The 24,593-nt window shown below is 51.8% G+C and carries 30 protein-coding genes, 1 tRNA gene and 2 pseudogenes; 12 read left to right on the plus strand and 21 right to left on the minus strand.

Annotated features, from left to right (window positions below):
• Positions 1–48: 48 nt before the first annotated feature.
• Positions 49–201 (minus strand): annotated as a pseudogene (locus ACTIDN_RS11020) (transposase); the annotation flags it as partial.
• Between the two features lie 24 nt (positions 202–225).
• Here ACTIDN_RS11020 and ACTIDN_RS11025 point away from each other — a divergent pair.
• Complete coding sequence (locus ACTIDN_RS11025; RefSeq protein ID WP_441377085.1) at positions 226–471, plus strand: hypothetical protein; 246 nt, start codon at positions 226–228, stop codon at positions 469–471.
• Positions 472–526: 55 nt separating this feature from the next.
• On the opposite strand, the gene ACTIDN_RS11030 is transcribed toward ACTIDN_RS11025, so the two are convergent.
• From ACTIDN_RS11030 to ACTIDN_RS11050, 5 genes are all read right to left on the minus strand, one after another.
• Positions 527–1,921, minus strand: coding sequence for an ammonium transporter (locus ACTIDN_RS11030; protein WP_415507376.1), 1,395 nt, complete (start codon positions 1,919–1,921; stop codon positions 527–529).
• A gap of 138 nt (positions 1,922–2,059) precedes the next feature.
• On the minus strand, positions 2,060–3,205 hold the full coding sequence (locus tag ACTIDN_RS11035) for an O-fucosyltransferase family protein (RefSeq protein ID WP_441377086.1): 1,146 nt from the start codon (positions 3,203–3,205) through the stop codon (positions 2,060–2,062).
• Positions 3,196–3,471, minus strand: a complete 276-nt coding sequence (locus ACTIDN_RS11040; RefSeq protein WP_441377087.1) for a hypothetical protein — start codon at positions 3,469–3,471, stop codon at positions 3,196–3,198. The genes ACTIDN_RS11035 and ACTIDN_RS11040 overlap by 10 nt, the downstream gene beginning before the upstream one ends.
• 21 nt (positions 3,472–3,492) lie before the next feature.
• Positions 3,493–4,299 carry a glycosyltransferase family 2 protein gene (locus ACTIDN_RS11045; RefSeq protein WP_441377088.1) on the minus strand — a complete coding sequence of 269 codons (807 nt, stop codon included), beginning with the start codon at positions 4,297–4,299 and terminating at the stop codon, positions 3,493–3,495.
• 194 nt (positions 4,300–4,493) lie between these two features.
• A complete protein-coding gene (locus tag ACTIDN_RS11050) occupies positions 4,494–4,832 on the minus strand; it encodes a P-II family nitrogen regulator (RefSeq protein ID WP_048838610.1) in 339 nt (112 codons plus the stop codon).
• Between the two features lie 218 nt (positions 4,833–5,050).
• Here ACTIDN_RS11050 and ACTIDN_RS11055 point away from each other — a divergent pair, with 218 nt between their 5' ends.
• Both ACTIDN_RS11055 and cysE read left to right on the plus strand, forming a co-directional pair.
• Positions 5,051–6,301, plus strand: coding sequence for a UbiH/UbiF/VisC/COQ6 family ubiquinone biosynthesis hydroxylase (locus ACTIDN_RS11055; protein ID WP_441377089.1), 1,251 nt, complete (start codon positions 5,051–5,053; stop codon positions 6,299–6,301).
• Positions 6,302–6,432: 131 nt separating this feature from the next.
• Positions 6,433–7,194, plus strand: a complete 762-nt coding sequence (cysE, locus tag ACTIDN_RS11060; protein WP_408736327.1) for a serine O-acetyltransferase — start codon at positions 6,433–6,435, stop codon at positions 7,192–7,194.
• Positions 7,195–7,356: 162 nt separating this feature from the next.
• Here cysE and groL read toward each other — a convergent pair whose 3' ends face one another.
• Together groL and groES are read right to left on the minus strand one after the other, a co-directional pair.
• Positions 7,357–8,997 (minus strand): chaperonin GroEL, encoded by a 1,641-nt coding sequence (groL, locus tag ACTIDN_RS11065; RefSeq protein ID WP_048838608.1) that lies wholly within the window; start codon positions 8,995–8,997, stop codon positions 7,357–7,359.
• A 54-nt stretch (positions 8,998–9,051) separates the two neighbouring features.
• Positions 9,052–9,345 (minus strand): co-chaperone GroES, encoded by a 294-nt coding sequence (gene groES / locus ACTIDN_RS11070; protein ID WP_048838607.1) that lies wholly within the window; start codon positions 9,343–9,345, stop codon positions 9,052–9,054.
• 212 nt (positions 9,346–9,557) lie between these two features.
• Between groES and ACTIDN_RS11075 the strand changes: the two are divergent.
• Positions 9,558–10,222 (plus strand): annotated as a pseudogene (locus ACTIDN_RS11075) (dienelactone hydrolase family protein).
• A 127-nt stretch (positions 10,223–10,349) separates the two neighbouring features.
• Entirely contained in the window at positions 10,350–10,553 is a 204-nt protein-coding gene (locus ACTIDN_RS11080; protein ID WP_048838605.1) for a cold-shock protein, read from the plus strand.
• Between the two features lie 100 nt (positions 10,554–10,653).
• Here ACTIDN_RS11080 and ACTIDN_RS11085 read toward each other — a convergent pair whose 3' ends face one another.
• Positions 10,654–13,647, minus strand: a complete 2,994-nt coding sequence (locus tag ACTIDN_RS11085; RefSeq protein WP_441377090.1) for an ATP-dependent DNA helicase — start codon at positions 13,645–13,647, stop codon at positions 10,654–10,656.
• Positions 13,648–13,801: 154 nt separating this feature from the next.
• Between ACTIDN_RS11085 and ACTIDN_RS11090 the strand changes: the two genes are divergently transcribed.
• Positions 13,802–14,866, plus strand: a complete 1,065-nt coding sequence (locus ACTIDN_RS11090; RefSeq protein WP_441377091.1) for an NAD(P)-dependent alcohol dehydrogenase — start codon at positions 13,802–13,804, stop codon at positions 14,864–14,866.
• Positions 14,867–14,938: 72 nt separating this feature from the next.
• Here the strand turns inward: ACTIDN_RS11090 and ACTIDN_RS11095 are convergent, their stop codons facing one another.
• Positions 14,939–15,766 carry an inositol monophosphatase family protein gene (locus ACTIDN_RS11095; protein ID WP_441377107.1) on the minus strand — a complete coding sequence of 276 codons (828 nt, stop codon included), beginning with the start codon at positions 15,764–15,766 and terminating at the stop codon, positions 14,939–14,941.
• A 40-nt stretch (positions 15,767–15,806) separates the two neighbouring features.
• Positions 15,807–16,373, minus strand: coding sequence for an elongation factor P (gene efp / locus ACTIDN_RS11100; protein ID WP_048838601.1), 567 nt, complete (start codon positions 16,371–16,373; stop codon positions 15,807–15,809).
• Positions 16,374–16,531: 158 nt separating this feature from the next.
• Here efp and ACTIDN_RS11105 point away from each other — a divergent pair.
• The 5 genes from ACTIDN_RS11105 to ACTIDN_RS11125 all read left to right on the plus strand — a co-directional run bounded on the left by ACTIDN_RS11105 (position 16,532) and on the right by ACTIDN_RS11125 (position 20,413).
• Positions 16,532–16,621: transfer RNA gene (locus tag ACTIDN_RS11105), tRNA-Ser, on the plus strand.
• A gap of 181 nt (positions 16,622–16,802) precedes the next feature.
• The gene (locus ACTIDN_RS11110) at positions 16,803–18,029 is read left to right on the plus strand and encodes a tyrosine-type recombinase/integrase (protein WP_441377092.1); all 1,227 of its coding nucleotides are present in this window, start codon (positions 16,803–16,805) and stop codon (positions 18,027–18,029) included.
• A gap of 279 nt (positions 18,030–18,308) precedes the next feature.
• Positions 18,309–19,361, plus strand: a complete 1,053-nt coding sequence (locus ACTIDN_RS11115) for a hypothetical protein (RefSeq protein WP_441377093.1) — start codon at positions 18,309–18,311, stop codon at positions 19,359–19,361.
• 24 nt (positions 19,362–19,385) lie between these two features.
• Entirely contained in the window at positions 19,386–19,799 is a 414-nt protein-coding gene (locus ACTIDN_RS11120; protein ID WP_441377094.1) for a hypothetical protein, read from the plus strand.
• Complete coding sequence (locus ACTIDN_RS11125) at positions 19,796–20,413, plus strand: hypothetical protein (protein WP_441377095.1); 618 nt, start codon at positions 19,796–19,798, stop codon at positions 20,411–20,413. Before ACTIDN_RS11120 ends, ACTIDN_RS11125 begins: the two co-directional genes overlap by 4 nt.
• A 33-nt stretch (positions 20,414–20,446) precedes the next feature.
• On the opposite strand, the gene ACTIDN_RS11130 is transcribed toward ACTIDN_RS11125, so the two are convergent.
• Genes ACTIDN_RS11130 through ACTIDN_RS11175 form a run of 10 tightly spaced genes read right to left on the minus strand, consistent with a single transcriptional unit; the run spans position 20,447 to position 23,803 of the window.
• On the minus strand, positions 20,447–20,773 hold the full coding sequence (locus ACTIDN_RS11130; RefSeq protein WP_441377096.1) for a hypothetical protein: 327 nt from the start codon (positions 20,771–20,773) through the stop codon (positions 20,447–20,449).
• The gene (locus ACTIDN_RS11135; protein ID WP_441377097.1) at positions 20,770–20,952 is read right to left on the minus strand and encodes a helix-turn-helix transcriptional regulator; all 183 of its coding nucleotides are present in this window, start codon (positions 20,950–20,952) and stop codon (positions 20,770–20,772) included. The genes ACTIDN_RS11130 and ACTIDN_RS11135 overlap by 4 nt, the downstream gene beginning before the upstream one ends.
• A complete protein-coding gene (locus tag ACTIDN_RS11140) occupies positions 20,949–21,671 on the minus strand; it encodes a DUF2786 domain-containing protein (RefSeq protein WP_441377098.1) in 723 nt (240 codons plus the stop codon). The genes ACTIDN_RS11135 and ACTIDN_RS11140 overlap by 4 nt, the downstream gene beginning before the upstream one ends.
• Before the next feature lie 2 nt (positions 21,672–21,673).
• Positions 21,674–21,973, minus strand: a complete 300-nt coding sequence (locus ACTIDN_RS11145; protein WP_441377099.1) for a DUF2312 domain-containing protein — start codon at positions 21,971–21,973, stop codon at positions 21,674–21,676.
• Positions 21,970–22,170 carry a hypothetical protein gene (locus ACTIDN_RS11150; protein ID WP_441377100.1) on the minus strand — a complete coding sequence of 67 codons (201 nt, stop codon included), beginning with the start codon at positions 22,168–22,170 and terminating at the stop codon, positions 21,970–21,972. The genes ACTIDN_RS11145 and ACTIDN_RS11150 overlap by 4 nt, the downstream gene beginning before the upstream one ends.
• A gap of 14 nt (positions 22,171–22,184) precedes the next feature.
• Entirely contained in the window at positions 22,185–22,592 is a 408-nt protein-coding gene (locus ACTIDN_RS11155) for a hypothetical protein (RefSeq protein ID WP_441377101.1), read from the minus strand.
• Complete coding sequence (locus ACTIDN_RS11160; protein WP_441377102.1) at positions 22,592–22,975, minus strand: helix-turn-helix domain-containing protein; 384 nt, start codon at positions 22,973–22,975, stop codon at positions 22,592–22,594. Before ACTIDN_RS11160 ends, ACTIDN_RS11155 begins: the two co-directional genes overlap by 1 nt.
• Positions 22,972–23,235: a hypothetical protein gene (locus ACTIDN_RS11165; RefSeq protein WP_441377103.1), complete on the minus strand. Its 264-nt coding sequence runs from the start codon at positions 23,233–23,235 to the stop codon at positions 22,972–22,974. The genes ACTIDN_RS11160 and ACTIDN_RS11165 overlap by 4 nt, the downstream gene beginning before the upstream one ends.
• Positions 23,232–23,450 carry a hypothetical protein gene (locus ACTIDN_RS11170; protein WP_441377104.1) on the minus strand — a complete coding sequence of 73 codons (219 nt, stop codon included), beginning with the start codon at positions 23,448–23,450 and terminating at the stop codon, positions 23,232–23,234. Before ACTIDN_RS11170 ends, ACTIDN_RS11165 begins: the two co-directional genes overlap by 4 nt.
• Positions 23,447–23,803, minus strand: coding sequence for a hypothetical protein (locus ACTIDN_RS11175; RefSeq protein WP_441377105.1), 357 nt, complete (start codon positions 23,801–23,803; stop codon positions 23,447–23,449). The genes ACTIDN_RS11170 and ACTIDN_RS11175 overlap by 4 nt, the downstream gene beginning before the upstream one ends.
• 92 nt (positions 23,804–23,895) lie before the next feature.
• Between ACTIDN_RS11175 and ACTIDN_RS11180 the strand changes: the two genes are divergently transcribed.
• Positions 23,896–24,237: a hypothetical protein gene (locus ACTIDN_RS11180; RefSeq protein ID WP_441377106.1), complete on the plus strand. Its 342-nt coding sequence runs from the start codon at positions 23,896–23,898 to the stop codon at positions 24,235–24,237.
• The last annotated feature ends 356 nt before the right edge of the window (positions 24,238–24,593 follow it).

Consider the following 24,593-nt stretch of genomic DNA (forward strand, 5'->3'; position numbering starts at 1 on the left):
CTTTTTCATAATCTAACCCGATGTACAACCCTTCTGTGAGATTTCCGCGTCGATCGCCTGGCGCTTCCATTGGGCGATCATCGTCTGATGCACGCCATGTTTCGAAGCCAGTTCCGCCAGCGTCAGTTCCCCACGGATCGCCTCCAGCGCAACCCGTGACTTGAACTCTGCCGCATACCGTTTCCGCGTAACCTTGCCCATAAAACCCGTCCTCGTTCAGGCCAGATGATAGCTTATCGCCCTGTCCGAAAAATGGGGACCACCTCTGTGCATCTGGTGCCGCTTGTTGTTATTCATCCAGCTTTGCAGGTGAGCAGTGCTCTCACCGTTGTATCCATGGCTGGTTTGGGGCTGAGTACGGACTTACGAAGCCTGGCCGAATGCGGCCTGCGCGTGAGCCTAACCGTACTACTGTCCCTTCTACTCCTGCTTCTAGCAGGGCTGGGATTTATCTGGATTTTAGGGGTGTAATATAGGAGGGCCATGTGCTGCGCTTAACAGGGAGCGACACATGGCGAGGGTAGTTTTAATTAATACGTTCGCCGTGCAAGGACATATCCAGTCCTTCCAGTTCCTGATCCTGCGTGACACGGAGACCGATTGTCATGTCGATGACCTTCAAGAGCACGAAGGAGACGGCACCACACCAAAGGATAGTGACCAGTACGGCTTCACTCTGCACCATAAGCTGATGAAGTGACCCAACAACGCCAGTCGGGTTTGCATCTGTTGCAGAGAGAGGGCCATAGGCAAAAACGCCCGTGAGAAGTGCCCCAACAATACCGCCCACACCATGCACCCCGAAGGCATCGAGGCTATCGTCATAACCCAGCAGATGCTTGAGAGACGTTGCACTCCAGTAGCAGATGACGCCGGTAATCAACCCAATAATCAGTGCACTGCCCGGCAGAACAAAACCAGCAGCGGGTGTTATGGCAACCAACCCGCCAACAGCACCTGAAATCACACCCAATACGGTTGGTTTGCCGGAGCGTAGCCACTCTACCAGCATCCATGCCACACCGGCACCAGCGGCGGCAATCTGGGTTGTCGCCATGGCCATGCCAGCACGGCCATTGGCCCCTACGGCAGATCCGGCGTTAAAGCCAAACCAGCCAACCCACAGGAGGGACGCGCCAATAATTGCGTATGTCAGGTTGAAGGGGGCCAGATCATCTTGTCCAAAGCCTTTGCGGCGGCCCAGCACCAACGCGCACACCAAGCCTGCGATACCCGCATTAATATGCACAACTGTGCCACCGGCAAAATCAGCAGTACCCAAACCGGCGAGCCAGCCGATGGGGCTCCATACCCAATGGGCAATGGGGGCATAAACCGTCAGTGACCAGATAATAGAAAACACGCACATGGCGCTAAACTTCATACGCTCAGCGTAAGCGCCAGAAATAAGTGCAGGCGTAATGATGGCAAAAGTCATCTGGAACATCATGAAGATGCTCTCAGGAATGGTCATGGTCGTGGCATTGGGAGAATCCGCCCCAAGCGTAAAGCCAATATCTGCCCCGTTATGAATATGTGCACCCAGACCATTTAAAAACAGCCGTGACAGGCCACCAATCCAGGGAGATCCAGTGGTGAAAGCAAGAGAATAGCCCGCAACCATCCAGACAATGGACATGATACAGCATAGGGCAAAAGACTGCATAAGAGTTGCAAGAACGTTTTTCTTACGCACCATGCCTGCATAAAACAGGGCAAGACCCGGTATGGTCATCATGAGCACAAGCGCCGTGCTCATTAACATCCAGGCCGTATCACCACTATCAATGGCAGGGGCAGCATCGGCCGCGTGGGCCAGTCCGGACGGCAAAAGTAGCACTACGCCAGCCAGCGCTGCGCCTACTGCCTGCCTGTTCAAACCGCCTTTCGCAGACGGAACCATGCAAGACCGTGAGGTCATGGATTCGTATTCTCCCCTGTTATGCTGCCGCTTTTCTGGCAGAAACACCTATAGTAGAGGGGAATACCACGTTTCCAGCTTTGATCGTAGCCTTTGCGCAACGAATATCTCAAGATCTTACAAAATATGGTCTTTTTGTCAGTTCAGTCCTTTGGGGCGGAATAGTATGTGCATTCCCACCAACTTCTGGCCATATCCAGCACTGCACCACGCTCCGTTTTCCGCCGTAAGCGCATCCCGCTGCCCTTCAAAGCGGCCTGCATAAAAACAGTCAGTGGTGAGAAGAGCAGGGCCCGTCAAACGGACGGCAAAACCCGTCAAGGAGTGGCTGAGACCCCTTGTCCCGCAAAAATGATCATGGGGCGTCCAAGACGTTTGGTGTCCATCCACATCTCGTGCACGATATTCAAAGGGGAGGGTAAGGCCGGCGCTGCTAATTTGGAAGCCTTCCACCCACCTGCCACCATATCCTGATGTATCAAAAGCGAGGTCTCCAGATGGGATGCCGGGCAGCATCTGGGTTTCACTCGTAAAATCTCCTAAAGACGCTATGTGCGCTGTTAGGCTGAGAGGCCACTGTAAGTCTCCCCGGTGCACGGGGATAAGCGGTTCGTGTCCATAGAGTCGGTCTGTTGCCTGTTCAGGGACCATCATGGGGCCGTTGTCATGGCGTAACCCCAAACCTTGGCCGGGAATATTGTAGATGTAATGGTGTTTGGGCATCTGGCCAGTCAGGCAGAATTTTTCAAACGAAATAAATCCGGCAAAAGTGGAGCGACTGTTCCCTGCAAAAAAGGGAGCATGCACGGCAATTTCAAAATCCAGCATGGAAGATACAAGATTGGACTTGAAGGTTTCCTGCGGCAGAAAATCTGATTTCCAGAAAAGTTCGACACCTAATTCTTTAAAAGTATGCTCGCGGATTGTTTCTTTGGGAACGGGCAGACAGGTCTCGTCACTCAGGACATAGGCTTTTTTGAAGTCTGCTCCCCATGTGGTTTTGGCTTTCCTGACAATATCAAGAAAGGTGGGGCAGTAGTCCTCATTCTGTCCTGCAAAGGTTGGAAGGACATCGCGGGAGTAGCTCTGCCAGTCATTTTCGATGCGTAATTGCAGGACATGACGAATATTGTTTTTGTGTAATTTAGCCTGCAAAAGGGCTGCACATTCTGCCAGCATAGGGGCAGGGCGGAGATGCCTTATAATCTGGGCTGTCAGACTGGTCCATGATGCCTTGCCTGCTCGTCCAGCTTCTCCCCAGCGGTCAGCTCCCTCTAAAAACATTGCCAGCCATCAATCAACGTTATGTCTTCAGGGGACGGGCCGGGTGTGTAGGGAATGGAGAAAGCTCTCAGAAGAGCCTCAAAAGCAGATTTCTGATACACCTGAGCGAAGTTGCAGGCTTCGTGCTGACCGTCCTGTGGGCGGAAAGATACCATTCCCGGTAAACAAAGAGGCGTGTTCTCACGCTGCGCCTTGAAGACAAGGCCGATCAAAGCAATTTTTTGGTTTGTCAGGCCGACTTGAAGGGCAGGGTAGGTAATTGTCACGGACGTATCCTTATGAAGCCGTCATAAGCACTGCAGGAACATATCTGGAATATGTCTGAGTTTACTGCTCTCACCATGAGCAAGCATATGTGTGAGGGGGAGCGTGCCAAGAGTATCGTTCTCCTGCTGCTCTATCAGGGTTTGCATAAGCTGTAACATATCTTCGTCACGACAACGCTGGTGGTGACCAAAGGACGAGCCCTGCTCGCTCCAGTTCATGGAGCGTGTCAAATTAAGGCGGGCAAGGGCGCGTTTCTGATCACAATGCTTGAGGTGAAAAAGCCATAAATCTTCATCAAGAATAGAGGGTGCGTCACAGTCGTGAAAGCCGGGAGTCCAAACCGGTGCTATTTTGGCCACCAGAGGTTTGGACTCCCATGGCGTAAGAAAGCCATAGGGGCGTTGGGGGAGTATGTCGTATGAAAAATTAACAGGTGGAAGGTCTAGTGCATGAGGCATGACATCTACGCCAACAGCGCGTACCACATTCCCATGAGGTTGACGTCTCAGATATGATGCCAGACTGTTATAACGGTCCGGACGTGGGACAAGGTATTCATCACAATCTGTGTAAATAACGCAGTCAAAATAATTTAAAAGTGACGCGTGGAGGGTGTTAATAAAAGAAGTTCGTGTAACATCATCAAAATCATCACGCGGTATTTTTATAACATTACCGGGAATGCGAAGTGTTGAACCGTCGTCTGAGCCATGATCTATTATGTAAAGATTATCGTAACCTAAATTTTTGCCGTAATAATCCAGCCAGACAGGCAAAAATATACTCTCATTATAAGCCATTGTAATTGCAGCAGAACGGAAAGTCATTTTATGCCCTCAAATCCATACGACATGAGGTTAGCATAAAGGAAAGATTTTGCCGAATGGTGTAAAGCTGCAAGGTTATTTCTCACTTGGAAGAAATAACCTTGGCGGCAGCAGGATTTTTTAAAAAAAGAGGCTTTTAATAAAGCTGCAATTTATTGAAGAAGATTAAAGAGCCGGAAAATGCGGCAAGCTCTTTAAAGTGCCTCATCTCCTGTCTCGCGTGTACGAATGCGGATAACGCGCGTCAGTTCGCTCACAAAAATCTTGCCATCCCCGATCTTGCCTGTGTGTGCCGCGTTGAGCATGGCTTCAATAACCTGATCCACCAGCGCGTCAGACACAGCAACCTCTACCTTGATTTTGGGGAGAAAGCTGATGCGGTATTCTGCGCCACGGTAAATTTCAGTCTGCCCTTTCTGACGACCAAAACCTTTGACCTCGGATACGGTAAGCCCCTGAATACCAAGCGGTGCAAGAGCCTCACGTACATCGTCAAGCTTGAAGGGTTTTATAATAGCGGTCACCAGCTGCATCTGGGCTGTGTTCCTTCTGGCCTGTCGCATACGGCATGGATCAGAAAGACCAGCCGCATGAACGGTAATTCATTTCGATATCAATATGCCAGACTTTTCAGGCGTTGACGAGCCTCCTTCTCTGGGCTTTCTGGCAAGATAAGATAAAAGAACATCTCTTTCAGGCCCAGTGCAGACAATCCTGCCTGCCGGACCGTGTGCATAAAGGAATGAAAACCATGGTTGCTTCTCCTGCATCCACCGTGTCGGACAGCATGTCTGCAAGCTCGCAGGTGCCAGATGTTGATGTCTGCGTTATCGGGGCCGGCCCGGTTGGCGCAACACTTGCATGCCGCTTGGCCAGAGAAGGCATCCGCGTTGCTATTGTAGACAAGGCACCGCTTGCGCCCATGGAGCATCCGGATTTTGATGGCAGGGCCTATGCGATTGCAGCAGGACCCAAAACCCTTCTGGAAGAAGCCGGGGTGTGGGAGTTGCTTCCGTTGGATTCCTGCCCGATTGAAGAAATTCTGGTAACAGACGGGCGGCCCGGTGAGCCAGCGTCTTCGCTCTTTCTTGAGTTCACTCGTGAGGATGCAAGCCAGCCTTTTGGATGGATGGCCGAAGCACGGGCGTTGCGCGTGGCCCTGAACGAAGCGCTACATATGTATCCCACCCTGAGCGTGCTTTCCCCCGCTGAAGCCAAAGTGGAGCGTAAGCCTGAGGGTGCAACCATCCGGCTGAATGACGGCCGCGTCTTTAACGCGGCCCTCGTTGTGGCGGCAGATGGTAGAAAAAGTAAGCTTCGGTCAGAGGCCGGTATTCCCCTGACCAAACTTTCTTATGGTCAGACCGCCATTGTGTGCGCCATTGCCCATGAATTTCCGCACGACAACGGAGCTCTGGAGCATTTTCTACCAGCAGGCCCCTTTGCCCAGCTTCCCATGACAGGCACGGATAATCACCCATATCTGTCTGCGATTGTCTGGAGCGACAAGGATGGCACAGCGGAGCGTTTTGCTGCTCTGCCAGATGACGTATTTGCCCGGGAGATAGAACGCCGCATGGGCAATACCCGTCTGGGTAAAGTAACACCTGTTGGCCGCCGCTGGACGTATCCGCTCTCAGCCCAATATGCCCAGCGTTACACGGATACGCGGCTCTTGCTGGTTGGGGATGCGGCTCATGGTATTCACCCTATTGCAGGGCAGGGACTTAACCTTGGTTTTCGGGATATTATCGCTTTAAGCGAGATCCTGATTGCAGCGCACCATGCGGGAGAAGATTTTGGGTCTCCAGCCTTGCTCGCGCGGTACCAAGCACGGTGCCGCCCTGCCAACATGCTGATGCTTGCTGCCACGGACACCCTTGATAGGCTGTTTAGCAACAATAACCCCGTTATCCGCCTTGCGCGGGATCTGGGTATTGCGAGTGTTCATCGTCTACCCGCTTTGCGCAAAGCCTTTGTACGCCACGCTATGGGGCTGTGACCGGCCGGTTTAACCAGTATTTTCAAAGAGGGTTGCTTATGCAAAAAGCACAAACGCTCCCCGTGCAATCACGTGATTTCGATGCAGATAGTGCTTTGTGCGCCTCACAGCTTTCCGTTTTGTGGGAACAGATGGCCACACAGGCCTGCGTTTGCCATGACCCTCTTGTAAAAGGGCTACTGGCAACCGGTATTCGTAGCCATTCAGACTTTGCATCTGCTTTGGCGGCCTTGATTGGCCGCAAACTTGGTGATCGCTCTGTTGCGGCAGATGCCCTGACGGAACTGGTGTCGGAAGGGTTCGAAGCACAACCAGAAATAGTCTATGCTTCGGCAGCAGATATGGTCGCCATTCGTGAGCGTGACCCCGCCTGCCCAGACTATGTTACGCCGTTTCTGTTTTTTAAGGGCTTTCACGCCGTGCAAAGCTACCGTGTGGCGCACTGGTTATGGAAAGCCGGACGGCGTCACTTGGCATTGCATTTGCAAAGCCGCGCGTCAGAACTATTTGGCGTTGATATTCACCCCGCAGCCCGGTTGGGCCGTAGAATCCTGTTTGACCACGGGACCGGCATTGTGGTGGGTGAGACGTGTATTATTGAGGACGATGTATCTATTCTGCAGGGGGTTACCCTTGGCGGGACAGGTAAGCATACTGGAGATCGTCACCCTAAAGTTTGCAGAGGGGTGTTGATTGGTGCCGGAGCCAAGGTTCTGGGCAACATTACCTTGGGTGAGGGTGCTAAAGTGGGGGCTGGCTCTATCGTGCTGGAAGCCGTGCCACCCTTTACAACAGTTGTCGGTAACCCAGCCCGGAAGGTTGGAACACGGCACACGGGTATGCCCGCTTTAACCATGGACCAGATGCTGCCGCCAATAGATTACATTATTTGACGAATAGACGGGGGTCTCGATCCCCTGGAGCTCTGTCAAAGCTGTTTTATCCGACAAACAAAAAAGGCGAGGCTCCCGAAGGAGCGCTCGCCTTTTTTGCGCTTCCCGCCTGCAAGGAAAGGCCACCGTAATGGCCCCTCCCGGCAGGGTAGGGAAATGGACTTAGAAGTCCATGCCGCCCATGCCACCCATGTCTGGGCCACCAGCAGGAGCTGCTTTCTTTTCAGGACGTTCAGCAACCATGGCTTCGGTCGTGATCAGCAGGCCAGCAACAGAAGCTGCGTCCTGCAGAGCCGTACGGACAACCTTGGTCGGGTCGATAATGCCAGCATCAACCAGGTTTTTGTATTCGCCAGCCTGTGCATCGAAACCGAATGCATAGTCTTTGGATTCAAGAACCTTGTTAGCGATAACCGCACCGTCTTCACCAGCGTTGTGTGCAATCTGGCGCAGCGGAGCCTGAAGAGCCTTGCGGATGATGTCGCCACCAACGCGCTGGTCGTCGTTAGCAAATTCAAGACCGCTAAGGTTTGCAGAAGCACGGGCAAGAGCCGTACCACCGCCAGGAACAATGCCTTCTTCAACAGCAGCGCGGGTAGCGTGCAGGGCATCGTCAACACGGTCTTTGCGTTCTTTCACTTCAACTTCCGTAGAACCACCAACGCGGATCACGGCAACACCGCCAGCCAGTTTGGCCAGACGTTCCTGCAGTTTTTCGCGGTCGTAGTCAGACGTTGTTTCTTCGATCTGAGCGCGGATCTGCTTGCAACGACCTTTAATGTCATCGCCTTCACCAGCACCGTCAACAATGGTGGTGTTTTCTTTGTCGATACGGACTTTTTTAGCCGTGCCGAGCATTGGCAGCGTAACGGTTTCCAGCTTGATGCCCAGATCTTCGCTGATAACCTGACCACCGGTCAGGATAGCGATATCTTCCAGCATGGCTTTACGACGGTCACCAAAGCCAGGAGCCTTAACAGCAGCAATTTTCAGGCCACCGCGCAGCTTGTTGACAACCAGAGTTGCCAGCGCTTCGCCATCAACGTCTTCTGCAATGATAAGCAGCGGACGGCCGGACTGAACAACAGATTCCAGCAGAGGCAGCATAGGCTGAAGAGAAGACAGCTTCTTTTCATGGATCAGGATGTAGGGGTTTTCCAGATCAGCCGTCATCTTCTCCGTGTTGGTCACGAAGTAAGGAGAGATGTAGCCACGGTCGAACTGCATGCCTTCAACCACATCCAGCTCGGTCTGGAAGTGTTTGGCTTCTTCAACAGTGATCACGCCTTCGGAGCCAACTTTCTGCATGGCTTCGGAGATCATCTGGCCGATTTCGGCTTCACCGTTAGCAGAGATCGTACCAACCTGAGCTGTTTCAGCAGGTGTGGTGATCTTTTTGGTGTTCTTTTTCAGTTCTTCAACAACAGCAGCGACAGCTTTGTCGATGCCGCGTTTCAGGTCCATCGGGTTCATGCCAGCAGCAACGGCCTTGTGGCCTTCGCGTACAATAGCCTGAGCCAGAACGGTTGCAGTGGTCGTGCCGTCACCAGCGATATCGTTGGTTTTGGAAGCCACTTCGCGCAGCATCTGTGCGCCCATGTTTTCGAACTTGTCAGCCAGTTCGATTTCTTTGGCAACAGAAACGCCGTCTTTGGTGATGCGAGGCGCACCAAAGCTCTTGTCGAGCACCACGTTACGGCCTTTAGGGCCGAGCGTTACTTTTACAGCGTCAGCCAGAATGTCGACACCGCGCAGCATACGCTGGCGAGCGTCACCACCAAATTTTACGTCCTTGGCAGCCATGGAATTTCTCCTGAAAGGATCAGTTAAGTATGGAAAAGCGGATCAGCGCGTCACTTAGGCAGAAATAATGCCCAGAATGTCGCTTTCTTTCATGATCAGCAGGTCTTCACCGTCGATCTTCACTTCCGTGCCGGACCATTTGCCGAACAGGATGGTGTCGCCAGCTTTAACGTCCAGGGCAACAATCTGGCCCTGTTCGTTGCGGGCACCCGGACCAACAGCAACCACTTTGCCTTCCATAGGCTTTTCTTTGGCTGTGTCAGGAATAATGATGCCGCCGATTGTCTTTTCTTCGCTTTCGAGACGACGAACGACTACTCGGTCGTGTAAAGGACGAAACTTCGTCATTATGGATCGCTCCACATTTCTTTTGCTGCGGTGGCGCCCTTGTATTGGAAGCGACACCACCTGCTTTTACCGCGCGTCACAAACGCCGCGTTGCGTTAGCACTCCCACCCCGGGAGTGCTAGAACAGGAGATAGGTTTGTCCTCCCGCAGTGTCAAGAAATGTGGAAAACTTTCTTTAAGCTGTCATTTTCCCGCAGAAGGAGTCGCAGAACATGGGCCAGATTATTACCCTGACCGCACAGGATGGCCATCGCTTTTCAGCGTATGAGGCGGGGCAGGAAAACCCCTATGCTCTTGTTGTTGTGCAGGAGATATTTGGTGTAAACGACCATATCCGCGCTGTATGCGATGAATTTGCCGCTCGGGGCTTTCACGTTATCGCTCCAGCTCTCTTTGATCGCGCCGCGCCAGATACCGTTTTAGGGTACGATAAAGCAGGGATAGACACCGGGCTTAGCCTGCGCGCCCAGATTCCACTTGAGAAAACGTTGCTCGATCTGGCGGCATCTGCGGCGGCCCTGAAGCATAAAAAACAGGCATTATTGGCTATTGCTGGGGTGGAACGCTCGCGTGGGAAGCAGCTTGTAAATTAGACGTGTTTGCTGCTGCCGTTGGGTGGTATGGAGCTGGCATTGCAGCCGCCCGCAACCAGACTCCGCACTGCCCGGTAGAGCTGCATTTTGGCGGGGAGGACCACAGCATTCCTCATATGGATGTGACCGCCATACGGGACGCCCAGCCAGAGATTGAAATTTTTGTGTATGATGATGCCCAGCACGGATTTGGGTGTGCTGCCCGGCCGTCTTTCAACCCGGATGCCTATGCTCTTGCGCAGCAGCGCAGCATTGCGTTTTTAGAGTCCCATTTACGGGTTTGAAATTTTTTAATCCGGCGGCACGATGGCATTTTGATTGACATTCACTCTGCATCGTGACCGGATAGGGGTGTCCTGTAGCCGGTCATATGGTTGTCCGGCAGGAGATTATCAGGGAAGTTACCCGCCTATGCCTACCGGTACAGTCAAATGGTTTAATGCCACCAAAGGTTTTGGTTTCATCGCTCCGGACGATGGTGGTAAAGATGTTTTCGTGCATATCACAGCTGTGCAAGCCGCAGGCCTGCGTGGACTGAACGAAAACGAAAAGATTGCTTACGAGCTCGTGACAGAGCGCGGTAAAGTTGCCGCTACAGAACTCAAACCTCTGTAAGGTTTGCTGCGGAAACAGGGTTCTGTAAGCGCCCTGTTCATGCATAAAAAGGCGCTGTTGGCTCATGCATGGGTTGGCTAGCGCTCTTTTTTATTGAGCCCTACGCAGGTGCGCTGGGCGGCCTTAGAAAATTTTCTATTTCTTTTGCTGTGTCAGCTAAGCCAAGGCGCTGCACCTCTGCCCCCGGCGGAAAAGCCGAAAGCAGCCGTGATGGTGTGCGCCGGTCAAGCAGTACAAAAACGCCTCGGTCAGATTGGCTCCGAATCAGGCGTCCAAAAGCCTGCCGTAATTTAAGGCGTGCAATCCGGTCATCATAACCCGTTGTGTCTCCACCTGACAGGTGAATGCGCCGCTCCCGGTGTAGAATGTCCGGGCGAGGCCATGGTACCCTTTCAAATACCACCAGCCTGAGAGCATTACCGGGTACGTCCACACCGTCCCGCATAGCATCGGTGCCAAGCAGGCAGGCATGTTCCTCTGTCCGGAAAATATCGACTAATGTCGTGTTATCCATGGCATCAACGTGCTGGGCGTAGAGTGGTAGCCCGCTTTCCTCCAACGCTGGAGCAATGCGCTGATGGACCCCGCGCAGGCGCGAAATAGCCGTAAACAGCCCCAATGCTCCCCCACCAGATGCCTGAAACAGGGTGCGATAGGCAGCAGCCAGATCCGTTATGCTGTTGTGGTCCAGGTCATTCACAATAAAGGTGCGTGTCTGGCTGGCATAGTCAAACGGGCTGGTCAGGCTTGCTCTGAGTGCTGGTACGGGAAAATGGCACACGCCTGTTCGGGCTTCAGCGGCTTCCCATGAACGTTCAGAGTCTTCAGCCGCCTGTTCCTGCTGTGTTGTATCTGGGCTTACTGGTCCGGGCGCCGAGTCTGACCTGTCGCGCAGTGTGGCAGATGTAATCAGCATGCCTTGAGCTGGCATGGCCATAACACTTGCAAAGGGGACTGTTGGGTCCAGCCAGTGCCTGTGCAGCCCGACATCATACTCTCCCATTTTCTGCCGCTCGCGTCGGTCAAGGCGTAGAAAATGGATATGGGTTGGGGTTGTGCCGGGCTCCGGAGGCTGTTCAAGGGCTTCCAGCATTGAAATCCAGGCATCCAGACGCGTGATGGCACGGCGGCGCAACGCACGGACCATGGCTTCAATCCGTCCCCGGGTGACACTGTCCAGTGTTTCGGCTTCATCCTGCAAGCGTGCATGGAGCCGTTCGGCCAGTGTGCGTAATGGGTCTGCAAGACGATGCAGCGCGCGTGCCAGCGCCAACCCTGAGTCTGCCAGATCTGGCAGGAGAGGGTGGAGGTCGCATTCAAGTGCGCCATACGCATGGTCTGCGCGGTTGCGCTCCTGACTGCGTGCCAGAATTTGCTGGCGCAGCAGTTTCAGAAAGTCCTCGGTTGGGTTGGTCAGGACCGGTTCTATGGCAGGTGTGACATGGGGGAATAATGCGTTATTTTCTGTCTCATCCTGCGGTGGTGAGGGTTCATCTTCCTCTTCTGCGGCAAGGCGACCGGACCAGCCGGGGGCTGGCAAGGCGTGTGCCGCCATAAGTGCTGCATCCAGCGGCGTTTCTAGTTTGGGTATGCCCACAACCAGATCATCCAAGCGTCGTTTCAGCCCTCGTGCGCGGGAGCGCCGTCCTTCCGCCCCTAACAGCCAGCGGCGCAGTTCAGCGGCTTCCAACCCGGATAATTCAGCAGAGAATGCACCATCGGCGGCATCAGCCAGATGGTGGCCTTCATCAAACACATAACGCGATGGAGTGCTGTCTTCCTCGGTATCGTCTGAGGTGTCGCCTATCGCACTTTGTGCATAGGCGGCCTGAGCCATAACAAGAGCATGGTTGGCAATGACCAGATCGGCCTCGCGGGCCCGGCGGATGGTATGTTCCACAAAGCAGCGCTGATAGTGCGGGCAGGCACCGTGAATACATTCACCACGGCGGTCCGCAACACCTGCAATGTTCCCCTGACCAAACAGGTCTCCAAACCAGCCCGGAAGGTCTCCGCCAGTCAGGTCTCCATCAGCGGTGCTGCGCGCCCAGTGGGCAAGCATGGCCAGAGCGATCGTCACCCCGGCGGGGCGGGAGCCTGCTGTATTGACGGCCTCCTCCATATTCAGAAGGCACATGTAGTTTTCGCGCCCTTTGCGAAGCACAACATGACGGCGGCGTGTGGCGTCATCTGGAAACAGGCGGTGAGTTTCCTGCTCAATCTGGCGTTGGAGGTGCCGCGTATAGGTGCTGACCCACACACTGCCGCCATTGCGCTCCGCCCACACACTGGCGGGGGCAATATAGCCCAGTGTTTTGCCGGTCCCGGTTCCGGCTTCAGCAAGGACGATGGCGGGGTTGCCACGCATGGACCGGGGTTCAAAGGCGGCGGTGGATACACTGGCAAAATCGGCCTGACCGGCCCGACTTTCTGCACCATCGCCCAACATTTGTGTAAGCCGGGCACGCGCTTCTGCCGCTGTAATGGGGTGAGAGGCAGGGGCAGGGCGTGGGGCTACGTCTTCCCACTTGGGCAAGACGCGCCATATTCTTAAGGCATCACCCGGCTGCATGGCCTCTTCCGGCAGTCTACCCTGCGGGGTGAGCTTGTCGTGCAAGCTCAGGGTTTCTGCTACCGTGCCTGCCCATGGCCAGCCTGCCTGCCCAAGGCGTATGGTCAAGGCAGCCAGAAAATCTGCTTGGGGTGAGGTTTTTTGCCGAGCGAGTTCTGCCAACATAAGTGAGACAAGTAGGGGCAGGAGGTCAGCTTCCGCAGCGCCTATGCGGTCCTCTTCAACGCCCAGTGCGAGCGCTAATCCTCTTGGTGTAGGCGCTACTGTGCGTGCGGGATAGACGAACGCAAACAGTTCCAGCACATCAAGCCAAGGGCACGGCTGGCCCGGTGGGGGCAGGCCAAGGCGGCGGGCAAAGGCGGGAGCATGAACCACCAGCGGGACTGGCATGGTGTGCAGGCGCTCACGCGCATCCGCCGCTGAGAGGGTTAGAAATTCACCGTCCTCTGTCAGCAGGGAAAACCCGCGATGATGCGCGGTAAGAGCGGGCGCATCGTGCGCAGAAGGGAAGGTGGACTGCATTGAGCCTTCATCTTACGCAACTTGATGCCCCGGAGCCAGAGGCTAATCTGGCGGGCAGGGAGGGGTTGCTGCCAGAAAACATCATTGGTTCTGACGCGCAGGGCAGGTTACGAGAGAGGAAATCCTGAGTGAAGAGATGTTATAAGGAGTCTTCATGTTTTCTTGCGTAGGCTACGGGGCAGCAAGTGCTACGGCCCCACTCAAACCACTGACATTTGAGCGGCGCGAATGTGGCCCCAATGATGTGCAGATTGATATTACACATTGCGGCGTATGCCACTCTGACATCCACACAGTGCGGAGTGAGTGGGGGGAAAGCCTGTATCCCTGCGTGCCGGGGCACGAAATTATAGGGCGTGTAGTTAAAACAGGACCTTCCGTTACCCGCTTCAAGGTTGGGGACTGTGTGGGTGTTGGCTGCATGGTTGATTCGTGCCGCCACTGTGACTCCTGCACGGCAGGGCTGGAACAGTATTGTGATGCTAATCCAGTATGGACTTACAACAGCCCGGATGCCGCGTTCCCTCAGGAAGGCGCTTACACATTCGGGGGCTATTCCCGCAGCATAGTGGTGACTGAACACTTTGTTCTTAAAGTGCCGGAAACATTGGACCCCGCCGCAGCCGCGCCATTGCTGTGCGCAGGTATTACAACATGGTCACCCCTTGCACATTGGAAAGTGGGCAAAGGCCACAAGGTTGGCGTAGTTGGGTTGGGCGGCCTTGGCCATATGGCCGTGAAATTTGCGGTGGCATTAGGGGCTGAGGTCACGCTCTTTACAACCTCCCCCAATAAAGTGGAGGACGGAAAACGTCTGGGAGCCCATCGGGTTGTCATTTCCAAAGACGCAGAGGCAATGGCCGCAGAGCACAACCGTTTTGACTTTATTTTGGATGCGGTCTCAGCAGATCATGATGTGAATGCCTATCTGGCGTTGCTAAGGCAGGATGGGCACATGGTTCTGGTCGGTCTGCCAGAAAAGCCCATGTCAGTTGGTGCCTTTGCTCTGGTTGGTAAACGGCGCAGCCTTGCAGGGTCAGCCATTGGGGGCATTAAGGAAACGCAGGAGATGCTGGATTTCTGCGGCAAGCACAACATTACCGCAGATATTGAAATGATCCGCATGGACCAGATTAACGATGCTTACGAACGTGTTCTTCGGTCAGATGTCAAATATCGTTTTGTGATTGATATGGAGAGCCTGCCGGAGGCCATATAGGCCTAACTAAAAAAGGCCGCCCTTTTGTGCAAAGGGGCGGCCTTTTTCATAGTCAGTCAGAAGGAGCGAAAATTACGCTTCCTTACGGCTTTCTGCGACAATTTCCAGCAGCTTGCTGTACTGGTGCCCGTTGCCGGCGACAATCACAACATCATCTGGCAGATCATCAAGGTCCTGACCGTCTGGGTCCGTTGCCTGACCACCCGCTTCACGCAGGATCAGGATGCCAGCGGCACAATCCCACGGTTTGATACCAAATTCCCAGTAGCCTTCGTAACGGCCAGCAGCAACCCAGGCCAAATCGAGTGCGGCAGAGCCAAAACGGCGAATGCCAGCAACCTTTGGCATCAGGTTGCCCATAACGCGGGCGAAGGGCAAGCGCTGACGGGCCGGAACTTTTGCAAACGGAATACCGGTTGCAAAAACAGATTCGTGCATATCCCGTCGGGCGGAAACACGGATACGGCGTTCGTTCAGAAATGCGCCGGTCCCTTTTTCAGCCCAGAACATTTCACCCGCAGCCGGGTTGTAAACAACGGCTGCGGCAAGCTCGATCTTGCCATCTGGCAGGCGGCGCTGAAGGCCAATGGAAATGGCCCAGTGCGGTATGCCGTGCAGGAAGTTGGTTGTGCCGTCCAGCGGATCCACAATCCAGCGCCAGGTCCAGTTATCGCCCCCAGAGGCACCGGATTCTTCCATCAGGAAGGCATAACCAGGGCGCGCACGCTCCAGTTCTTCACGCAGGGTTTGTTCTGCGCGAAGGTCTGCCTGAGAGACAAAGTCACCTGGCCCTTTGATGCTTACCTGAAGCTGCTCGACTTCATTAAAATCGCGCAGGAGACGCTTGGCTGCCTTCTGGGCGGCGCTTTGCATCACCATCATGACGGGGGAGAGTCGAATGGCCACTGTGTTTTGTCCTGTCTGGAAAGCTTGGTAAAAATTAGTCTTTGGCGCGTTCTACGTAAGAGCCGTCTTCTGTTCTGACGACAATTCGTTCGCCCGCTTCAACAAACGGGGGCACCATGGTTTTTACACCATTGGAGAGCTTTGCTGGCTTGTAGGAGGAGCTGGCGGTCTGGCCTTTTACCACCGGATCAGCCTCAACAACTTCCAGAGTAACATGTGGGGGCAGGTCAACGCCAACCGGGTCCCCTTCAACCAGATGAAGGTTGATGGTCATGTTGTCCTGAATGAACGGTGCCTGATCGCCCAACAAATCAACAGGGATCATACGCTGTTCAAACGTTTCCGGGTCCATCAGCACAAGCGATTCACCGTCAGTGTAGGAATACAGGTATTCCTTGTCTTCGGTCATCAGTCGCTCAACGCTGTCGGCCGTACGCCACCGCTCGTTGGTTTTGTTGCCGGTCTTGAGGTCACGCATTTCAACTTGAATGAATGCGCCGCCCTTGCCTGGGGTGATAATCTGCTGTTTCAGCACCGTCCAGCGACGGCCATCATGCTCGATAACCTGCCCGGCCCGGATCAGGTTTGCCTGCTGTTTCATAACGCGTCCCTGAATGGATGGATGTTAGAGACCGGGGTTCTACAACTCCAACCCCACAAGAGCAAGCGCAACAGGCCGGAAATAGAGAATCACTTTTCTGTCTTACCCCGCTAGACAGACGATAAAAGGCGTGGTTATAAGGCCTCAACCTGATGACAGGAAGGGTGGCCGAGTGGTTGAAGGCTCCAGTCTTGAAAACTGGCGTGCGGGGAACCGTACCGTGGGTTCGAATCCCACCTCTTCCGCCATCAGGTATTCCCAATAAATCCCAGAACGTCCCAACAGCCTTGATCTTCAGGGCTTTTTGCGTTTTATATTGTCCCAAGTGTTCCCGTTTTGTCCCAGTTAAGCCCGTGGCTTTGTGGGTAAAACGTGGGTAAAATTTTCTTGCTGTGTGGGTAAAACCGCCAGGGGCTGGGACTCGCTCGAATGCTGACGGATACTAAGATTAAAGCAGCCAAGGCAGCGGAGAAGGCTTACCGCCTTGCTGATAGCGAGGGATTGTTTCTGCACGTCATGACAACCGGCAAGCGATATTGGCGGGTGCGGTACAGGGCAGAAGGGAAAGAGCAAACATTAACTCTTGGCGCGTACCCAAGTCTGGGATTGAAAGAGGCCCGCTACATGCGGGACACGGCCAAGGAGCTCATAAAAAAGGGTGTTAACCCTGCGCAGCATGAGAAGCTTTTAGCGGTCCAGTCTGATGCCCGCGAGGTAGACACGTTTGAGGTGGTGGCGCGTGAGTGGTTTGAGCTGAGAAAAGACCTCTGGCGGCCCCGGCATGCGCACGATGTCATGAACAGTCTGGAGCGCGATGTTTTTCCGTTGGTCGGGAAACTTCCGCCGTCAAAAATAACAGCCCGACTGACTCTGCACGTCCTCAAGCAGATCGAGGAGCGTGGCGCTGTGGAGACTGCGCACCGGATACGGCAGCGCATGAGTGAAATTTTCATTCACGCCATTGCAACAGACAGATGCGATACAGATCCAGCACAGACCGTAAGGGCCGCATTACGGCCGGTGCAACGGGGCAGGCAACCAGCGATTACTGAACTTGATGCCGTGCGTGAAATGATAACACGGGTTGAGGCTGATGTAGCACACCCGGTCACGCTCTTGGCATTCCGCTTGCTGTATTTAACGGCAGTGAGACCAGGCGAAATACGTGGCGCGCTTTGGGAAGAGTTTCACGGGCTAGATACTGATGAGCCGGTGTGGATAATACCGCCAGAACGCATGAAAATGAAAAAGGAGCATATCGTGCCACTGGTTCCAGAGGCCGTGGCGGTTCTCCATGCGCTCAAGCCTTTCTCAGAGCGGTGGCCGCATCTTTTCCCGAATGCAAGGCGGCCCAAAGTGCCAATGAGTGAGAACGCTATAGGCTACCTCATCAACCGTGCGGGATATCATGGAAGGCATGTGCCTCATGGCTTTAGGTCAACATTTTCCAGTATTATGAATGAGAGATACCCGCAGGATCATGCTTTCATTGAATTGATGCTTGCGCACTCGCCCAAAGATAAAGTTGCATCGGCTTACAATAGAGCGTTGCATTTAGGGCGTAGAAGGGAGCTTGCGCGGATATGGGCTGATCTTATCCTTCAGATGCAAACAAGTACGAGTTTATTAGTCAGTTCAAGGCGAAGAACTTCATGATTGCTTTTTAAAAGACAGGTTAGGGCAATCTCTCGATGGTAAAATTGAGGTTCTTTTCACCGTATTAAATAGCTTTGTTTGGGATTAAGTGTCGACAAAAATATTTTTTTAACGCAATGGGGATAAAATATATTTATAAATCTCAATGGTTTGGCGTTGAATTGGCTTTGGTATTATCAGGAATGTAGGGTTGGTAATTGCACAAAATATGAATTTTCGTTTAGGGCTGGAGCACAAAAGCTAGATAGAACTAAAAAATTGAGAGTGAGATAGAAAAGCGTGTCGACAGTTGAGATTATTCGCAGCCTGAGTGAAAGAATGCCGTGGTCTGTTAGCCACTCTGTCTTTTCAAATTTAGATTTAGGAAGGAGAGCGAATTGGGATAAAACGCTTGCGCACGCTGAAGTTGGCGACGAATCTTATGAAGAAAAATCAACAGAACTCTTAAATGCACTAACAGAGCATCTTCTCTGCGGAGAGAAATTTGTTCGATTTTATGAACTGGAAGAAGAACAAATAAACTCACTTCGTAGTGAATTGGATTATATCAGAATAGACAGTAATATTTTTTCAAGTATTTATCCGCTTATATTGCCTGAAAGCCAATTGAGTGGTGATTTGCCAAGTTTGAGTATATCTGCAATTCATAAGTTAGAGGATGGGATAGCCTTGGTTCTTTCTTCGAGGAGATATACTTATTCTCGTAAAAAATTCATGAAAGACCAATTCGAAGAATTGCCTAAAGAACTTTCTAAATACAGTGAGATTATCGGGGTATCTTATAGAAAATATGAAGCTTTTGACATTCTTTGGGTTCCCAGTAAGGGAAATGTAATTGAAATACGTGCCGATTATCCAGAGGGTAAAGAGCTAGAGCAAGTAGAACAAGCCATTAATAAAGCGGAAACATTTTTAGCACAGAAGTTAGGTAATGATTATTTCGGAAATAAAATAAATTTCTTTCCGTTCATTGATTCTATTTATAAAAATAAAGACGAAGGAAAGATTATTGAGCTTGGTTTTATGGTTTCTAATTCTGCTCAAAAACTTGAAAAATCTCGGCGTGATGGAACCTGCTGTCGAGTCGAAGCTTATCATCTAAGCGGGATAAAAGGATTAGATCTACCAATAGAGGTGTATCGCATCGTAGTTATGTGGAAAAGAGAGCATTACAATAACTCATACTCTCGACCGGAGGTTGGAATTCATGGACGTTCAACTCAAACCTTAGAGCCGCACCCATATTTAACTGGAATTTCTGTATCAAGATGTGGTGGTCTTGAAGATTATAATTTTGTCAAAGATAGAATTCTTAGGCACAGATGCAAATAGTTAGAAGCAAGGAGATGAGTGCCTGTGGTTATTGATGAAATTAAGATGCAACTCAGACAGCAATTGGAAGGGCCAGTGCTTGAGGTGTGTCTTAATGTTGTTGATCACTTATCAGATATCTCCTTTGAACAAGCACAGAGGCTAACATTTAATAGGTTATATGCTTGGGCCGGGGACAATATAGAGGAGTTTAACTTCTACGCGGCTCTTTCAGTACTTACTTCTATGAAAAATCATCCGTTAATAATGTATTTCGTTTTTTATGATCAAAATGAAGATAGAGAAATTGCCATTTCGGTAAAAACTGCATTATGCGCTGTAAAAAATAAGGAATTTTTTGATCCGGAAACTGGTATTCAGATAGAAGACTTCGAAAAAAAATTGTTCCCTGTGTATAAGATGTCGCGTTCATTTACTATTGCGGCTAAAAAACGATGAACGTAAATCCAAATCTAGAAGATATGCTTACAAAGGCGAAGTTAAGCCCTGCCGCGCGAATGCTTTTAGACATAAACTCTATAGATAGTTATGATGATTTTATTCGTGTTATTTATAAAGCTTTGGCAGTTTGTATACGAGAAATCTCTATGCAAAGGAAGTACTGGCAAAATGCTACAGAAGATCAAATAACTACGATGATTGTTGGCTATTTTAGAGTTCAAGGATTGAGTACAGCTATACATGATCAAGATATTGGTGGGCATGTTGATATTTCCATTGAATTAGACGATGGCTATTTGTGGTTGGCTGAAGCTAAAAAATGGAGTGGTTGCTCATGGCTAATGAGTGGCTATAAGCAGTTATTATCTCGCTATTCAACTGGTTTGCCTAACCAAGATCATGGTGCATTGTTAGTATATTTTTTCGAAGAGGATCCACTAAGGTTAATGAAAAAATGGTTTTTTCAGATTGAAACACGATTTCAAATCACTACAAAACTAGAAAATGTTGATTTTTTGCAGTTTGTTTCTACGCAAAAACATAAAAATACCGGAAGCGACTATCACATACGTCATATTGGCCTTCCTTTGTTCTGGAAGCCTGAAGAATAAAATGTAATTTTTTATTTTTCTAAAAAAATTTGTTTAGTGCGTTATTAATTTTATAGCTTTTAATTTTCCCATTAAAATGGATGGATCTAAGAGTGGTTGAATTAAGCACGTTTCTCCTGATGTCGGAGTTTCTGCTGCTTTCCCACACTCAATGCCGACAAATCTAAATGGCAGCCTTACATCGTCAGGGCGCGCACGCTTAACCGACATATCAATGATTTTTAAATCATCGTCATGCTCAGAAGCGGAAAGGAAACCTTGATATCTGGCTTTTGATGCCGTGGAGGAAAAGATAATTTCACCCTGACATGTTTCTTGCCAAGGGCTTCTTACGCGCCATGCTTTGCGTAATCTACTCATGCTGCCACCTGCTGATTGTGTTCCCATTCGGCAATCTCGCTCTGGCGCCAGCGGACGTTTCTGCAATTGAAGCGGGTTGGTTTGGGGAAGCCGCTGGCTTCTATCCAGCGGTACAGGGTTGATCTTGTTATTTTGAAGTAGGCTTCTACTTCTTTGCGGGTTAGCATTTGGTCGGTCATGCTGGGGCTCCCAGATACTGTGTTTGTCCTACCTGGCCGCGTTTTATGTTTTGGACGCCTGCATGTAGGTGGGTTTTGCGGCCTTCTTTCTGGCCTGCACTGTAGGCGGCGTTTACGTCTTGCCCGGTTAGGGCTGCGCCGCGCCGCTTTGCGTCTGTTGTGTGCGGGAACTTCTGTTTTACAAACAGGTCGAGCAGGCGTTGTTCTTTGTCTGAGAGGCTTTCTGGTAGAATATTTTGGCTGACGCCTGATACCCAGCCCTCGCAGTAAATATCGGCCAAGGCTTCACGTTTTCCGGGCGTGTGTACGCCCAGCATGGCTGTGAACTTGTAGTAAGCCCGTTTGGCTTTGATGAGCCGCGCCAGCACGGTCCAGCTATAGGCTGAGACCTCTTCTTTTGAGCGTTGGCCAAGCCATGTCAACCTGTATTTTGCGGGCTGCTCATCCCATATTGCGTCACACCCAAAGGCCTTGGAAACAAGGCGGCGCAGCAAGCTGACATAGACCGGGATGCTGTAACCCGGACGCACTAGGTAGCTGTCTGCTTCAATGGCGGCATAGTCGGTCAGTTCCAGATCATCTTCACTGATAGACAATTCGCGCATCAGCTCTTGCGCTTTGCAGAGTGCTGATGCTGCCTCGTGCTCATTTGTGCTGCGGCTTAGGGCTAAAAGCTTTTTGAGCCGCTCCATGGCCTTATTTTTTTGCGCTTCGTTCATGGCTACATGCCTATGGCGTGTTTATAGATTGCAAGCAGGGTTTCCGCTTCTTCCCGGTCGGCTGGGTCTTGTTTGCGTTCACGGATGATCTGCTTGATGATCTTTACGTCAAAGCCAGCAGATTTTGCTTCTGTGAAGATATCCTTAATATCCTCGGCCAGCGCTTTCCGTTCTTCTTCCAGCCGCTCTACGCGCTCAATAATGCTGCGCAGCCTGTCTCCCGCAATGCCGCCGACTTCTGTATCTGGGGCACCTTCACGGTTAAAATCGTTCTGGCCGTCGAATTCTTCTTTGTCAGTCATGCTACGACTTGCGGCATAACGGGTCTTAAGCCCCATAGCTGTTGGATGATTTCTGCGGGGGTTTCACGCACAAAGAGGTTAATTCCGTGCAGGAATGTGGCCTCAATTGTCTGACTGAGGTGCATTGCATCTATTTTATCTGCATCAACATGCAGTTCAGAACCGGTTTGTGGTGCTATGAGTTTAAGAAAATACATTGTTTCTTCTTCCTTCACGCGGCGCGGGCACAAGCAGACGGCGCTTGGACCAGTTTGAATGAGATGGCGTCCTGATTATTTGGGAACATGCGGGCCAGTAAGATTTCAAAGCGGGTGCGGTCCTGCTGGTTGAATGCATCCGCTAAGTCCTCAAGTTTTTGCCGCTCGGACTCGTCTTCCTCAGTGCCGTACAGTCCTTCTTCACGCAGGGCTTCCTGAGCTTGGCTGCGGGGGTAATCAGCAAGAGCGCGGGCGAGGTCACTGGGGTCACATTCTGAAAGATCAAATAGGCCAGCCGCCGTCATTGCCTCCTGCGCTACGTGCAGTGGGTAGTCTGCAAGTGCCTTTGCCAGTTCACCCGGTTTGCATTTTGCGAGGTGCTTAGCAATGTTTACTTCAACATCAATACTGACAACAGCCATCACGCTACCCCTTCAAAAAACCAGAGCATGGAGACACCGAGGGCTTCTGCCAGTTGGTAGAGTGTTGTAGCTTTTATGGCGTCGTGCCCGGTTTCGTATTTTTGTATTTGCTGGCCGCTGCGGGCTACGAATGTACCGAGTTGTGGCAGGGAGAGTTTGCGTAACTGCCTACAGTGCCGCAGGCGTTTGCCGATGTGCTGGTTTATCCGCAACTCGTTCACGCCGTTGGGTTTGAAGGTGCCTGTGGCTTCTTCAAGATCAATTTGGCGGCCATCCGTAACAACTGTGGATTGCGGCGCAGGGTTTGCAATAGTGCGCGGCGCAATGCGCAGCAAAGCACGGTTGAGAGCAAGAGGGGCAGGGGCATTTGTGCAGGCCATCATTTGGCCAGCCCTTGCGTGTACAGCACAAGGTTTGTGACGCCATCTGCCCACATGCCTAGTAGCCACCAACCAATATTGGTCTGGCACATGAGCACTGTGCCCAGAGCGATGAAGGAGGCTACGCGCACGACCTCACCCACCGCAGTGTTGGACAGGCCTGAATAGGCGGCTACGGCTTTACCAGCCAGACTTGCAGCGCCAACAAGCAAGCGCTCAGCGCCAGCAGCAATTGGCTGGTAGTAGTTACTGGTGCTTTTCATGAGCGTTTTCCTGTTATTTTTGCGGCTTCTGCTGCAAATGCTTCTGCTTCTGTCAGGTAAGTTTTGGCTATGCGCTGCCAGCAGGCGGAACCTTCCGGGTTGTTACTGGCGGCACAGGCACGGCTGAATTGCTCAATGCGTTCTGCTGCCACAAACAGCGTATCTGCCTGTGCATGCAGTTGATCTGCCCGGTTTATGCGGGTTTGCGTGGTCATGCTGCCACCTGCTGAGTGGGCTTTTTGTAAGCCGCATTAGTGGTGAAGTGCAGGCGGTTGCCGTAGGGCAGGTTGCCTGTGCGGGTGTTCAGGTGCTTGCGCAGGGTGCCGAGGTCTTCAAGCACCAGTTCCAGCTTTGTGTCGCTATGTGCCATTGCGGCGAGGTCAAGCTTTACAATGCTGGCGTGGCAGGTGCGGAGCAGCTTGTTTGTCAGGTCGAACACTTTGTTCCGAGCGTGCGTTTCCTGATTTGGGGCGCTGTTAACAACGCGCCGCACAATGCTCTGGATAGCTTTGCTCTCATCTACTGAGAAAGCGTAGCGCTCGGGCCTGTTTGCCTGTGTAGGTGTCATGCTGCACCTCCCATGCGGGAGAGCTGATTGCCCAGCCCTCCCTTTTTCCCCATTCTCGGCTTGTTCAGAGACTCGAGAAAGGAAAACGGCATATGTCGAATACAGAAACAGGTATTATTCGTGAGGAAATCTGGCGAGGAATTCTTAAAGGGTTGGCCAAGAAACCTTACGAGATTATCAGCAATGCTGATGAACTTTGTGATCCATCTATCCCTATGACTGATTTTCTTGTTAATTTGAAATATATTGCGGACAATGACCTGTGTGACGCAAAAATATTTGAGTCCCTTGCTGGCATTAGTGGCTGGGGAGGGGCGCGCATTACCACTGATGGCCTTGATTTTCTGACACCCGATGGTGGATTGAGCGCGCAGCTTGGCGTGGTCACTGTTCGTCTTGATGCGGATACTATTAAAGCGCTTATTTGCACCTAGATTGACCAAGAAGCAGGGGACACGGAAGAAAAGGGCTTGATAAAACATGCTATTAGAACCCTTCCATCCGAGGGTTTGAAGGCCTTAACTGGCGAACTGGTAAAGGCGGGTTTGAAAAACACGCCGAACCTAATGCACTGGCTTGAAACAGCTTTCCTGTCTTGAAATAAGAACAGAAGGAAAAGCGTACAGGGATTTTTGTTTCCCCAATGAGTAACAGAGTAATAAATTCCGAAGTGCTCCCCTGATGATCATTGCAGATGATCATCAGGCGGGAACCATCATTAAGAGGCTCAAGCCAAGGGCGGATTCAACCGGTCGTCGCAACACCTTCGATTATATGTTGTTTGAGCAGT

Origin of the sequence: Acetobacter sp., from assembly GCF_052102375.1 — a bacterium.
Classification (GTDB): domain Bacteria; phylum Pseudomonadota; class Alphaproteobacteria; order Acetobacterales; family Acetobacteraceae; genus Acetobacter.